Origin of the sequence: Mangrovibacterium sp. (assembly GCF_041596335.1) — a bacterium.
In the GTDB taxonomy this organism is placed as follows: domain Bacteria; phylum Bacteroidota; class Bacteroidia; order Bacteroidales; family Prolixibacteraceae; genus Mangrovibacterium.
In genome coordinates, this window is record NZ_JBFHIT010000087.1 from 1 (window position 1) to 13,479 (window position 13,479).

The 13,479-nt window shown below is 42.1% G+C and carries 11 protein-coding genes; 4 read left to right on the forward strand and 7 right to left on the reverse strand.

Going from position 1 to position 13,479, the window contains the following annotated elements:
* Positions 1 to 302 precede the first annotated feature (302 nt).
* The 4 genes from ABZD21_RS18945 (at position 303) to ABZD21_RS18960 (ending at position 4,577) form a co-directional block, all read left to right on the forward strand.
* A complete protein-coding gene (locus ABZD21_RS18945) occupies positions 303 to 839 on the forward strand; it encodes a lipocalin family protein (protein ID WP_372776703.1) in 537 nt (178 codons plus the stop codon).
* A gap of 69 nt (positions 840 to 908) precedes the next feature.
* Positions 909 to 2,318: a nodulation protein NfeD gene (locus tag ABZD21_RS18950; protein ID WP_372776704.1), complete on the forward strand. Its 1,410-nt coding sequence runs from the start codon at positions 909 to 911 to the stop codon at positions 2,316 to 2,318.
* 310 nt (positions 2,319 to 2,628) lie between these two features.
* Complete coding sequence (locus tag ABZD21_RS18955; RefSeq protein WP_372776705.1) at positions 2,629 to 3,993, forward strand: SO_0444 family Cu/Zn efflux transporter; 1,365 nt, start codon at positions 2,629 to 2,631, stop codon at positions 3,991 to 3,993.
* Positions 3,993 to 4,577 (forward strand): isoprenylcysteine carboxylmethyltransferase family protein, encoded by a 585-nt coding sequence (locus ABZD21_RS18960; RefSeq protein ID WP_372776706.1) that lies wholly within the window; start codon positions 3,993 to 3,995, stop codon positions 4,575 to 4,577. The genes ABZD21_RS18955 and ABZD21_RS18960 overlap by 1 nt, the downstream gene beginning before the upstream one ends.
* Positions 4,578 to 4,775: 198 nt before the next feature.
* Here the strand turns inward: ABZD21_RS18960 and ABZD21_RS18965 are convergent, their stop codons facing one another.
* The 7 genes from ABZD21_RS18965 to ABZD21_RS18995 form a co-directional block, all read right to left on the reverse strand.
* Entirely contained in the window at positions 4,776 to 5,351 is a 576-nt protein-coding gene (locus ABZD21_RS18965; RefSeq protein WP_372776707.1) for a hypothetical protein, read from the reverse strand.
* Between the two features lie 393 nt (positions 5,352 to 5,744).
* Positions 5,745 to 6,437 (reverse strand): hypothetical protein, encoded by a 693-nt coding sequence (locus ABZD21_RS18970; RefSeq protein ID WP_372776708.1) that lies wholly within the window; start codon positions 6,435 to 6,437, stop codon positions 5,745 to 5,747.
* A 223-nt stretch (positions 6,438 to 6,660) separates the two neighbouring features.
* On the reverse strand, positions 6,661 to 7,305 hold the full coding sequence (locus ABZD21_RS18975) for a hypothetical protein (protein WP_372776709.1): 645 nt from the start codon (positions 7,303 to 7,305) through the stop codon (positions 6,661 to 6,663).
* A gap of 635 nt (positions 7,306 to 7,940) precedes the next feature.
* Positions 7,941 to 10,100 carry a protein-disulfide reductase DsbD family protein gene (locus tag ABZD21_RS18980; RefSeq protein WP_372776710.1) on the reverse strand — a complete coding sequence of 720 codons (2,160 nt, stop codon included), beginning with the start codon at positions 10,098 to 10,100 and terminating at the stop codon, positions 7,941 to 7,943.
* 147 nt (positions 10,101 to 10,247) lie between these two features.
* Complete coding sequence (locus ABZD21_RS18985) at positions 10,248 to 11,291, reverse strand: response regulator transcription factor (protein WP_372776711.1); 1,044 nt, start codon at positions 11,289 to 11,291, stop codon at positions 10,248 to 10,250.
* A 64-nt stretch (positions 11,292 to 11,355) separates the two neighbouring features.
* Positions 11,356 to 12,906 carry a ribonuclease E/G gene (locus ABZD21_RS18990; RefSeq protein ID WP_372776712.1) on the reverse strand — a complete coding sequence of 517 codons (1,551 nt, stop codon included), beginning with the start codon at positions 12,904 to 12,906 and terminating at the stop codon, positions 11,356 to 11,358.
* A 221-nt stretch (positions 12,907 to 13,127) separates the two neighbouring features.
* A complete protein-coding gene (locus tag ABZD21_RS18995; protein WP_282590603.1) occupies positions 13,128 to 13,415 on the reverse strand; it encodes an HU family DNA-binding protein in 288 nt (95 codons plus the stop codon).
* Positions 13,416 to 13,479 lie beyond the last annotated feature (64 nt).

The window sequence follows — 13,479 nt, forward strand, 5'->3', positions numbered from 1 at the left end:
AATAGTTTTCCAGGTTACTCACTTTCGACCGGTAACGGCCATCTATCGGGGTAATTGCAGTTAATAAGTTCAATTCCATGATTTTAATTTTTCGAGGGGCTAAAGTTAGCAAATATTTACGTTTATCAGCCGGCGAAATCCAGCTCCTGTCATTTCCTGCCATTCAGCAATTTATCCTCTACAAGCCTATATTTAGCCAAAGCGATACCATGATGAACTTGCTTCCCAAAATAAAAAAACGACTTTGCTGCAAAATTTTCTTTGTATCTTAAACCGATACAACAAGCATCAATCCTCCTATTATGAAACACACCCCTTGCACAATTTCACTGATTGCCTTATTATTATTGGCATCATGTGGGGCAAAAACAACCATCGATACAAGCACTGTAGCAAAGGTTGAACTTGACCGATACATGGGAACCTGGTACGAAATTGCTCGTTTTCAACATTCGTTTGAGAAGGATTTAATTGGCGTAACTGCCCGATACGAAGTTCGCGACGACGGGAAGATTAAGGTTGAAAATGCCGGCTGGAAAAATACTTTTGACGGCGAATACAAAATTGCCGAAGGAGTTGCCAAAATTCCGAATCCTGCCGAGACCGGCAAACTGAAAGTGTCGTTTTTTCTATTCTTTTATGCCGATTATAACATTCTGGAGTTGGATACCGTGAACTACAGCTATGCTTTAGTCGGAAGTTCAGGCCCGGATTATCTTTGGATTTTGGGTCGAAAACCACAAATGCCCGCGAACGTTTATCAGAAACTGGTGAACCACGCCAGAGATCGGGGTTACGACGTGTCCCGGCTTTACAAGGTTCCACAACCGGAATTCTAAATAACTTTGATCCGAGCGTACATTATTCCACCTAAAAAAACTTAACTTTGAATTGATCACCAACAACAAATGACTATGAAATCGGCACTGCTTCTGGCCTTCTTTATTTTATTCACAATGGGCAAAATTGACGCCCGCGACACCTTGACAGTTTCATCGAAGAAACTTGTCTACAAATTAAATATTAAAGACAACATAATGCCGGGGACCTGGCGTAACACCCAACATGCTTTTGCCGAAGCCGACAGCCTGGGTGCCGATCTAATGCTCATTCACATGAACACCTATGGCGGAACGGTGCTCGATGCAGATTCCATCCGAACAAAAATTTTGAACAGCCCTATTCCGGTGTATGTATTTATCGACAATAATGCAGCTAGCGCCGGTGCGCTGATCTCGATTGCATGCGACAGTATATACATGCGAAAAGGCGCCAGCATAGGAGCGGCAACGGTGGTCAACCAAACCGGCCAGGCGATGCCCGATAAATATCAATCATACATGCGCTCGATAATGCGGGCAACTGCCGAGTCACACGGGGGCGACACTATAATCAACGCGCAAGACACCACCTTTCGTTGGTTCCGCGACCCGATTATTGCAGAAGCAATGGTCGACGACCGTGTTTATATTCCGGGAATTATCGACACTGGCAAGGTACTGACTTTCACCCCTAAGGAAGCAATGCAACATGGCTACTGCGAAGGCATTGCAGAAAACGTGCCGGAAGTACTGGAGCAAATTGGTGTTTCCGACTATGAAATTATTGAATACGAACCCTCTTTTATCGAGAAAATCATCGGATTTCTAGTCAACCCGGTTGTTTCAGGCCTGCTCATCATGGCTATTCTGGGTGGTATCTATTTCGAAATGCAAACGCCAGGAATTGGATTCCCGTTTGCGATAGCCGCCATTGCCGCTGTAGCGTATTTTGCCCCACTTTACCTCGAAGGACTTGCCGCAAATTGGGAGATTCTACTTTTCATTATTGGCCTCATCCTCATTGCAGTTGAAATATTTGTCCTCCCCGGATTTGGGATTGCCGGTCTCCTCGGTATTCTTTTCAGCTTTACCGGACTGGTTTTAAGTTTGATTGAAAATGTGGTTTTCAATTTCGATGGCATTCAACCTGAAAAGATCATGACTGCTCTTACCACGGTCATTATTGCTCTTTTCGCGGGCTTTATGTTGAGTCTATTCCTTAGCAAACAAATGTTTACCGCTCAACACGGTCCGTTTAGTCGTTTGTCGCTAAACGAAGTTCAGGAAAAAGAACAGGGCTTTATTGGAGTTGACACGAGCATGAAAAGCCTAAAAGGAAAAACAGGGACAGCTTACACTGTACTGCGCCCCTCCGGAAAAGTACAGATCGATGGAAGAATCTACGATGCGGTTTCGAATGTCGGCATGATTGACCGCGGATCAACCATTGTGGTGGTAAAAGATGAGGCCGCCCAACTCTATGTTGAGAAAGTTTGAGCGACAAGCTGATTCTCCATTTCGGCATTCAATCCGGCTTCCAATTTTTTTCGCGTCTGACTCCTTGTTGTGAATGTGCAGGGTTAAGGTGAATCGTCGAGAGCTATTTATTTATTGAACGCTGGGCGAATTCGCTTTCCTTATCAGATCCAGCACCGTTCATGCACGAACGTTCCGTCCGGAAATCATTAGTTTTTAGTAAAGAAAAAGCAAACAAATCCAGAAATATGCATATTTCCATGTACAAATTCCTTATCTATCCGAAACAATTCTAATTTTGCTTTGCTTAATTAGATGAAAGGAAATTGTGATGAAAGATTTTGCATTGAAATATATAGACGAATTGATCTATCTTTTAAACGAGATGGCTCCCTGGTTGATTCTCGGAATTGTTTTCGCCGGTCTTTTGAAGGTGTTTTTCCCTCAGGATAAGGTTCAGAAATACATGGGCAAATCGAACACGAAATCGGCGGTAAACGCATCCCTGTTGGGCATCCCAATGCCGCTTTGCAGCTGTGGTGTCATCCCAACCGGAATCTCGTTTTTCAGGAACGGCGCGTCCAAAGGTGCCACCAACTCATTTCTAATTTCGACCCCTCAAACCGGAGTCGATTCCATATTTGCAACCTACTCCATGCTCGGCTGGCCGTTCGCAGTCTTACGTCCGATTGTCGCCTTCATTACAGGGATCGTGGGGGGCATACTCACAAATTGGCTGATCAAAGATCAGCTCACCCCCGACGCGGTATCAAAACCAGCATTCGCCGGCTTCGCCTTAGATGTAAACGCAGTCGGCAAAACCAACGGAACGCTGCTGGCTGGCCCGAAGCCAAGTAAGAATACCCAAACAAACTGCGATGATGACTCATGCGGTTGCCATGCTGAAAAACCAAAAGGTAACGCATTCGTCAGGGCAACCCATTATGCGTTTATTGAACTGCTTCAAGACATTGCCAAATGGCTTATTATCGGATTCCTGCTGGCTGCCTTAATCTCAGTTCTGCTTCCCAACGACTTTTTCAGCTCGTTCAAGGGCCTGGGGTTTCTCGAAATACTGGTCATTTTAGCGGCGTCGGTTCCGATTTACATCTGCGCAACCGGATCGATCCCTATTGCAGCAGTGTTGCTCTTAAAAGGGGTATCCCCCGGTGCTGCATTGGTCTTTCTGATGGCCGGACCGGCAACAAACATGGCAACCATAACTGTAATTGGAAACACAATGGGCCGAAAATCGCTAATTGTGTATCTGGGGACGATTATTGGTGGAGCTATGCTTTTCGGAATGCTTATCAATTGGTTGATTCCGGCTGATTTTATTCTAAGCAAAATCATGCACATCCATAGTGGAGAACACGAAATGCTTCCTAAATGGCTTCAGATTAGCTCTTCCGTTTTACTAATCGGCTCGTTGGTTTTTGGCTATTTTTATGAGCGTTACGAAAAATCTAAAAAAGCCAGTATCGCAATGACATCTAAAACATTGAAAATAGAAGGGATGACATGCTCCCACTGTGAAGCAAGTGTCACCCGAAATCTTCTGAAAATCGATGGAATAGAAGAAGTATTCGCAGACAAAAACACTTCTCAGGTAAAAATATCGGGGAAAAATATCGACTTGAAAAAAATTGAGGCGATAATTGACGAAATCGGCTACCAATACAAAGGTGAAATTTAATGCAGCTAATTCAATTTGGAATAATCGTTTTGTGCTTAGTCCCCACTATTGCAACTCTTCTGCTCGCTTATCAAGTTATGAGGGCTGGTTTTGGCATGCTGGGAAAGCCGACAATACAGCCTGCGCTTTTCTACCTTACAAAGGGAATTATCGGCTTGCTGTTTGGCTTCCTATTGATGGCATCCTTTTCTAACGACTTTTTTTTAAAAATTCCGGGACTTATACAAAATGAAATCCCTGTCGTTCAGAAACTGATGAGTTTGATCTTTCTCTTGGCTGGAAATCTATTGTTGCTGCCAGCCTATTACACCATGAGTATCTTTACTCGAGTCGGGCTGCCAGAGTCGGACCACGTTCTACAAACCAGTGGCGTTTACCGCATCAGCCGTAACCCGATGTACACCAGTTTTTTCTTTTTCTTCCCGGCTTGTTTTCTGCTCATTCCCTCCTTATATCTAGCCGCCTTCATTGTCTTCGACCTGGCCATGCACCACTACATCATAAAAAAAGAAGAGGCCTATATTGAATCAACATTTGGGCAGATATATCTGGACTATAAAAAAAAGACAGCCCGATATTTGTAGCTTTGTGCCCTACTGATCTGGTGACTTCGAGTCACGGTGTCAGTAAAACCCAAGGAAATTGAATTGCATGTTGGGTGTCGGGTACTCCGATTCCCGACTGCTCAGAAGTGACCAAGAAATCAGCGGATCGGAATCCGCTGCACCCGATAGAAATCGCAAAATTCGTCATGTTTACAAAGGCACGTAAGCAAATGCGAATTATTGCACTACAGTAAAGAAAGATGCGGCAGTTTTCCCTCCAATACGACGAACTATTACCCCCCTATGGTTATCGCCAACTAAGTAGTATCTTCCGTCTGTTCCGGATTTTGAATCATAAGTCCAACCACCAGCTGCTCTACTTGCAAATCCTGCAGATTTAATCTCTTTGTCGATAAGGTCTTTTACCTCGGTAATACCTTCATATATAAATACAATATTATACATATTAGAAGGATCTTCTTTGTCTTCAGCAATCGCCGCAAGTAACGAAGCGTCACCTATTCGTTGCAACAATTCTCGATCCTCCGGAGTAAACGGTAACTTTTGTTTCACCACCCGACTCTGTTTTACCGAACTACTTTTCTCATCATCTGATGAAAAATGTGATACTAATATATAGCCCCCTATGACAATAGCCGCAAAAAACAGAATTACACCAAACTTCTTGTCCGATACATGCGTCTGGCTTTCCTTTTTAGCTCTTCGCTTTGCTAACTCTTCCCTAATCTTTTGGACCTCTTCTTCGCTATTCTTGTTATTCATTTTTTTATGTATTGATTGTTTATTATCCATCGTACTGCAGACATTTATTGGAGAATCATTTTGTATCGATTATGTCTTTTCTTTTAGCAGATAAATTATGGCGTGAAACACCCCCCTCGTTACCGCTGATTGTATTGCGTGTCGATATCTATAAACCACGCAAAGAGATTCGCTCGATAGCTTCGGTGGCTGCCCAAAACAATCATATCCGCTAGACTCAGAATACCAATCCAATTCTAAATGAAAATCGACCATAGGCTCCAACCGCCATATCTGATTTCAACTACCAACACTTCGCGTATGGCAAGGGAAATCCATAAATAAACCCTACTATTAGGTTAGCAAAGGTCTCGCGGCCTCTTTTAAAGGTGGTTAAATTTGAATACCATTTCAAAGTGGGTAAGCGAATCGATCATCGTCAATTTATAAAGTATCTACTTTTCCTTCCCTCCATGTTACAACTGCTTTTTTGGGCTTATTTACAAAAATAGTCATGCCTGCTTGGCTAAAATAATAAGCTTTAATTATTTCAGGATTCCTGTTCGTTACTTTCAGTTCTCGATACTCTCCAAGTATATTCACAAATTTATTCGTATCCCAATCAGTATCAATAGCTACATTATTCATTATCCATAATTGTTTTTTATTTTTCGCAATTCTATCCTCAGCTGTTCCATATGATGTACTTAAACTTATTGGATACACACTTTCAACCTTTGATTCTATCTTTTGAGCTAATTTATTTCCATCTTTTGCTCCCCACTTTGGATAAAATGTAACACCCGCTTCATACTCTCCACATGGTAATTCTTCTTCACTTAAATCAAAGTCGAAAATATATGGGGTAGTATCAATTTTCATTCTTTTACTTGCACCGATGTATGTATCACCTGAATCTTGATTTTTCAAATCAATACTTGTCATAACTTCAACTGGTAACGGTATATCTGTTTTAATGAAAAATTCAACTGTATTTTCATCCTCCACTGTTGCCTGTAAATCAATTCTAGGATTTGCTGGAAGAGAATTTTCGTCTGGCAACTCTATATGTTTGCTGCGATTCCCTGTGCAAGAAAGCATTCCCAATATTACTGAAACAATTAAAATTTTATTCATAGCCATTGCTTTAGTTAGTATCTGACTAGCGTTTCGATAACAACGCCGCTAACCTTTTATTATTTTATCTACCACTCTATCCTCTGTTGTCGCACGATTTATTCGGCGAGAACCAAGGCTCCGATCTTTCGAAAAGATCGGAGCCTTAGGTACAAAATCCCATTTGAAGTCATTTTTATTTTTCAGTAACCGTCAGTAAAGCTTTTGAGTGTAAGTACCCATTTTAGTTACCCACCAACACGCGAGCCGCCTGGTAGCCATTATAAAAGTTGACATCCCGGCGCTTAAAAATACTCATCACTTTGTCGAGCTTTTCCAGCGCGACTTTGGCTTTACCAAACAGTAGTTCCAGGTCTTTGGTGGCTTGTACCGAGGCTACACGGTAAGCGCGGGGCTGGCCGTTTAGTGTCAAAAAATCGTCGAGATCGGTCTTCAGGTCTTCTACCTGTTGGGCGGTTACACCGTATTCTGCCGTTAATACGTCGAGGTTTTCCTCGGCCGCGGCAATAATAAGCTTCACAGCCGGAATAAAATCGGCATTGCGCATGCGGTTTAGATCGCTGTAGGTACTTGCCATCTGGCCAGCCAGCTTGTCGTTGCCCGTAACCAAGGCAAAGGCTTCGAGACTGTCATTCAGGATGTCGGCCTTTTGAGCTACCGTGCTTTTTAACTGGGTTTTATTCTTGCCCAAAAACACCTGCGCCTGCTGCTGGGCATACTGCGCATCGTTGATCTGCGCCACGAAACCGCTAAACTCGTTTTTAAACTCCCCGACTTTGGCGATCGACGACCATAGCGCCGAATTGGCATCAAGAAAAGAGATCACCGTTTCGTACATCTCTTTTTGGTTGATTTGGTTTTTATTCATTGTTAGTATGAAAATAAAGGTTTAACAGTTCGAAAAGTTACGACACCTTACATAATAAACAACAAACATAAGTGCGGAAATTTTGAACAACTATCTATTTTTGTTTAAACGGAAGTAGTCGGTGTACGAGTTAAAGCAGGCTTTGCAGGGTTTCAATTAGTCGTTGCACGAACCGAGGTGGTCATTGCACGGATTAAAGTAGTTGTTGCACAAGTCCAACCGGAAATTGTTTCACCCAAAGCTGACATTGTTTCAGTCCAGATACCCGTTGCACAAGTTCGGGCAGTCATTGATTTGGTCGAAGCGGTCATTGCACGAACCGGATCGGTCGTTGCACGGGTTGAAGTGGTCGTTGCACCGTCAAGATCTAACTTTTTATCTTAAAAAATCCAGCGGATTTTCAGTTTGTAGCCATTATCGGCACGCGGTACTGTGCGACTCCGCCCGGAGTCGAATAAAACAAAGGCTTTTTTTCTATAAACATGCGATGCCTCCGGCATCTGCAAATAAAATCGGGCTCTTGCAAACCGATGGGAGCAACTCATGTAAAAAGCGAAAGTCTCAACCAATGGCCGGGACTTTCGGGAGATTACTTTGTAAATTAAACTAAACCAGGATGAAAAATAAAAAGGTCATCAATTAGTTTGCGCTTTAAAGTTGGTCAACCCCTCATCCAAAAAGTTCACAAAATTATCGGCGTTTAAATCATACGCTTTGGGTTGAGTCAGTTCCTTGCCCTGATGATCGAGCAGCACATAATAAGGCTGGGCATTCACGCCAAAGCGAGTAATTTGAAAATCAGCATATTTTTTACCAATGGTTTTCTTCACTTTCCCATCATTTGCCGACGTAACCCATTCGTTTTCCGGCAGCGGTGTACGATCGTCCACATAAAGCGCGATCACGACATAGTCGTTACGCAGCCTTTCCAGCACGCGCGAATCAGACCAAACATTGGCTTCCATTTCGCGACAATTCACACAACCGTGGCCGGTAAAATCAATAAATACAGGTTTATTTTGTGCTTTAGCACAAGCCATTCCCTGTTCATAGTCGAAATACCCGTTTAACCCGTGCGGCAAATGCAAAAACTCGTGATATTTAGCCTCCTCACACAGTTCATTGTTCACGTCGCCAGAAAGACCAACACTACCGGCGTTCAATTTTATTTCATCGCGAACAATTTGATGGAGGTCGAAATCGTGCGTCGTCATTGGAGGCATATAGCCGGAAATAGCTTTCAACGGAGCCCCAAACATTCCGGGAATCAAGTAAATCACAAACGCGAATGAGGTAATTGAAAGCATCAACCGAGGAACGGTGACATGTTTCACATCACTATCGTGCGAAAACTTCAGTTTGCCTAACAGGTAGAATCCCAGCAACGCGAAAATAACTATCCATAACGCCAAATAAACTTCCCTGTCCAGAATGCCCCAGTGATAGGTTTGATCGGCAACGCTCAAGAACTTCAAACCGAGGGCCAATTCCAAAAATCCTAACACTACTTTTACCGAGTTAAGCCAGCCACCCGACTTTGGCAAGTTATTCAACCACCCCGGAAACAATGCAAATAAGGTGAACGGAAGGGCAAAGGCCATTGAGAATCCGAACATTCCCACAATTGGCTTTAACACAGCACCACCGGCTGATTCAACTAAAATAGCGCCAACAATTGGCCCTGTACACGAAAAGGACACTAAAACCAGGGTCAACGCCATGAAAAAAGAGCCCATAAATCCGCCCTTATCAACCTGACTGTCCGATTTATTGACCAACCAACTGGGGAGAACAATTTCGAACATACCGAAAAATGAAAAGGCAAAGATCATAAAAACCAGAAAGAAAATGAGATTCGGAATCCAATGCGTACTCAGCCAATTGGCAATGTCGGGACCGAAAATCAACGCGACGATTGTGCCGACTACCGTATAAATCGCGATGATAGAAATACCATAAAACGCGGCGTACATCCGCGACTTTATCTTTGAGTCTCCACTATGCATAAAGAAAGAGACCGTCATTGGAATCATTGGAAATACACAGGGAGTTAATATGGCAGCCAAACCGGCCAGGAATGAAAAGAAAAGAAACACCCATAAATTTTCAGTTGAGCCTTCCCTGCCTTTATCTGTGATTATTTTACCCATTTCGGCAGGCGTCATATTTTCATTGCTCTCACCGGCATGAACGTTCTCCGGCTGACCATCTGTTTCCGAATTGCCACCTTTGCCTGCGTTTAGCGTACTAGCAACTTCATCAACAGTTTCATTGTTCGCTGCTGACGTTAACGTTGCAGCTTGCGTCGACTCATCCGATTTTTTCCCGCTCATATCCGCTGTAAAAGCCTTCGTTTTGAAACTAAAATCGACCTCGGTTGGCGGTAAACAGGTCTCGTCGTCACAACACATAAACTCCAAAAACCCATCGATTACTATCGGGTCGGCCCTTTTCAATTTAACGGTTTGCCTAAATTCCACCTTTTCGGAGAAGAACCGCAAATTCATCTGAAATATATCATCGAACTTTTCCGTCGCCTCTGGATTACTAACCATCTCTCCTACCAACTCGATGTTTGGATTATCATTAAAATGAAAAGAAGTAGGCACCGGGCCACCATCTGGCAAACTAGTATCATACAAATGCCAGTTTTGCTCGATAGTTGCTATAAAAAACAATTGAATCTGATCGCCGTTTTGCTCCGACCTAAATGACCATTTAACCGGCTCTAAAATTTGAGCGAACGTCTGAAACGAAAGGATAGCGAGTGCAATAAAAAGTGTAATTTTTTTCATATCCATTGGGTACGTTAATATGCATAATCCGAATGTCGTACAAGATACCACAAAGCTATGGTCAATGGGTAAGTACGACAAGAAGGAGCCGTATTAAAAACGGCTCAAAAAGGTTGAAAAAAGGACTAGACCCCTTACTCGGGCTCTCTATTTGACTTTATTATACAAAGCTATCGCTTCTTTTCTGCTTGAAACCCCAAGTCGCTTATACAGGTTATTGATATGTGTCTTCACCGTGCTTAACTCGATAAAAAATTCCGAAGCGATTTCCTTATTTGTTTTGCCGGAAGCCAGTCCTTCCCATATCCGACGCTCTTTCTCTGTCAATAACCTGGAATAATCAGGCAGCCTATCTTTTCTAATTTGAGCTTTAATCTTCCAAATCCAAAACAACAACAGTAGAATTACCAGCGCCTCCCCCCAAATGATCCATGTCCGCCATGGCTTGGTTATTGTCGGGATTTCGCAAACCATATCACGATACCCAATCAAATTTTGAAGCATATTATCAAATTGATTCGTATAAACAGCTTTCGGATAACTGGATTTCAGCCGGTCCTGAAAATTGAAATAAAAGTTGCTGTTTCTTAGAAAGTCTGTCTCCCGGTCCTCGATATGGTAAAGAGCAAAAAGTCCAACCATCGGGTTGCTTGTACGATTTACAAAATCACGTATATCCCGATTCTGACTTTGGCTTTGAAAGTCGCGTTTAGCAGCTGTATTTATCGTCGCAAGTGCTTGCTTTTTCCTTAGATAGGAGCTCTCAAACCCGTATAAATCTGAATTTTCCTCTGAGCCCTTGACATCCACCATCCCAAATAACCGGACAGATGAGTTTACATTCAGCGTTAATTGTGTCGAATTATCAAGAAGCAGGTGCATAAAACTCTGAACCGAATCAGTTGTGAATTCGGGAGAAAACAAATTGCTTCTGACAACATAGATGCGATAAAAGCGAGGCTCTGCCGGTAAATCCATCCCATTTAGCAAAAAATCGCCGTTAGGCAAAACAACAGCCTCATTAATGACAAATTCAGGCGAGGAAACGAACAGATTTTCGGGAGAACTAATTGATGCGAGGAAAACGCGAGGTTGCCACTCTTCAGAAAGTTGAATATTTCCCTGAACCTCATAGGCTTGTACAGCCGAACTTAAAAACAGCGATAGGAATAAAATAAAAAATCGATTCATAGCTACCCGTTCTAGACCCCCTAAAATAATAAATCCCGAACATAAATGCCCGGGATTTAATTTTTTAAAGTATAATTTCCTCCATGTTCTCATCGAAGAACTGATAATCGAGAAAACTTAAGGAGTTTACTTCTTCAACTGCGACTTTTCGCATAAATTTTAAAGCCCATTTCCTTCGTTGGGACATAAATCCCTTAGTCAGGAAGGCTGCTACATAAGGATGAACTTTTAACGTCAATTTTTTCTTATTTAAGTCCTTAAATATGTAATTGACCTTGTTATCCAGTTCATCAGTAAAGAGAATCGTCGGTGTCACCTTTCCGGTGCCCTTACATGATGGACAAACTTCTGCAGTTTCCACATGTTCCTCAGGGCGAACCCGTTGTCGGGTGATCTGCATCAAACAGAACTTGCTCAGTGGCAAAATGTTGTGTTTGGTCCGATCAACATCCATCGCCGCTTTCATGCGGTCATAAACCTTTTGTCGGTTTTCGGAACTATGCATATCGATAAAATCGATTACGATAATTCCACCCATGTCTCTCAACCTCAATTGTCGTGCAATCTCATCAGCGGCAGCCAAATTTACTTCCAGGGCATTGGTTTCCTGATCAATACCGGCTTTCGAACGATTACCGCTGTTTACATCAAACACATGAAATGCTTCGGTGTGTTCAATAATCAGATAAGCCCCGTTTTTAAACGAAACTGTTTTTCCGAATGACGACTTAATTTGCTTTTCAATCCCAAAATGTTCGAAGATTGGTTGTCCGCCTTTATAAAGCTTGACAATCTTCTTCTTCTCCGGGTCAATTGTTCCAAGGTACTCTGCAATGTCATCGGCTACTTCGGCATCATTAACGATGATGCTGTTGAAGTTTGGGTTGTAAATATCTCTCAACAGAGCGGTTGTCCGGTCAATCTCGCCTACGACTAAGGAGGGTGCAGTGGCTTTCTTCATCTTTTGAAAGATTGTTTCAAATTTCGCCACCAACTTTTTCAACTCCTGATCCAATTCGGCTACCCGCTTCCCTTCGGAAACAGTTCGAACAATAACACCGTACTTTTTCGGCCTAATGCTTTGAATTAGCTTTTTAAGCCTGTTTTTTTCTTCGGTTGAACTTATCTTTTGTGAGACACTAACTTTCTCACTAAAAGGCATCAACACTAAATTTCGTCCCGCTATCGATAATTCGGATGTTAAACGGGGGCCTTTGGTCGAAATTGGCTCTTTGGCAATTTGCACCAGAATGTTTTGGCCTGCTTTTAACACTTCCGTTATTTTGCCCTCTTTGTTAATATCGGGCTCGGAGTGAATTTTTGATACCGAAAAAATACGGTTCTTACTTGAACCGGCAATTTTCATAAACTTATTCAAAGTTGAAAATTGCGGCCCCATGTCGAGATAATGCAAAAATGCATCTTTTTCATACCCAACGTCGATGAATGCAGCGTTCAAGCTCGGCATTATTTTCTTGACTTTACCTAAATAGATATCGCCGACAGCAAATTTTGCTCCGCTTTTTTCCCTTGTTAGCTCAACTAAGCGTTTGTTGTCTAATAAGGCAATAACGACTTCCGAGGGAGTGACATCAATAATTAGATCGCTACTCACAACGTTTAATAATTTGGTATTTGTTTTGTCGCAATAATACGACTCTTTTAACGGATTAAACCTAAAGCACTCTGTACCTTAGGTTTAACCAACAGTCAAAAATAAGTTTTACCTAAATAAAACCTATTTCTTTTTCTTATGTCTGTTTTTACGTAATCTTTTTTTACGCTTGTGCGTCGACATCTTATGTCTTTTTCTTTTTTTTCCGCTTGGCATAATTCTTATTTTTTAACTTGGTCTTTAACTTGTGATACAAATGTTTTTGCCGGCTTAAAACTTGGAATAAAGTGTTCCGGTATGATGATTGTTGTGTTTCTTGAAATATTGCGTGCAGTTTTTTCTGCTCTCTTTTTCACGATGAAACTTCCAAACCCACGTAAATATACGTTTCTTCCTTCTGTCAATGAATCCTTTACAGTCTCCATGAAAGCTTCAACAGCTTTTTGCACTGTCACTTTTTCTATCCCAGTGTTCTTGCTAATTTCGTTAACAATATCTGCTTTAGTCATTTCTAAAATTATTTAGTTTTCAATAAATTATAAAATCGGGTCAAATGGTGTGCAAAAATAAAAA

What these genes read in the sequence shown, in the direction of transcription:
- ABZD21_RS18945 (WP_372776703.1), top strand. Translation starts at nt 303, where the DNA reads ATGAAACACACCCCTTGCACAATTTCACTGATTGCCTTATTATTATTG.
- ABZD21_RS18950 (WP_372776704.1), top strand. Translation starts at nt 909, where the DNA reads ATGACTATGAAATCGGCACTGCTTCTGGCCTTCTTTATTTTATTCACA.
- ABZD21_RS18955 (WP_372776705.1), top strand. Translation starts at nt 2,629, where the DNA reads ATGAAAGATTTTGCATTGAAATATATAGACGAATTGATCTATCTTTTA.
- ABZD21_RS18960 (WP_372776706.1), top strand. Translation starts at nt 3,993, where the DNA reads ATGCAGCTAATTCAATTTGGAATAATCGTTTTGTGCTTAGTCCCCACT.
- ABZD21_RS18965 (WP_372776707.1), bottom strand. Translation starts at nt 5,351, where the DNA reads ATGGATAATAAACAATCAATACATAAAAAAATGAATAACAAGAATAGC.
- ABZD21_RS18970 (WP_372776708.1), bottom strand. Translation starts at nt 6,437, where the DNA reads ATGAATAAAATTTTAATTGTTTCAGTAATATTGGGAATGCTTTCTTGC.
- ABZD21_RS18975 (WP_372776709.1), bottom strand. Translation starts at nt 7,305, where the DNA reads ATGAATAAAAACCAAATCAACCAAAAAGAGATGTACGAAACGGTGATC.
- ABZD21_RS18980 (WP_372776710.1), bottom strand. Translation starts at nt 10,100, where the DNA reads ATGAAAAAAATTACACTTTTTATTGCACTCGCTATCCTTTCGTTTCAG.
- ABZD21_RS18985 (WP_372776711.1), bottom strand. Translation starts at nt 11,291, where the DNA reads ATGAATCGATTTTTTATTTTATTCCTATCGCTGTTTTTAAGTTCGGCT.
- ABZD21_RS18995 (WP_282590603.1), bottom strand. Translation starts at nt 13,415, where the DNA reads ATGACTAAAGCAGATATTGTTAACGAAATTAGCAAGAACACTGGGATA.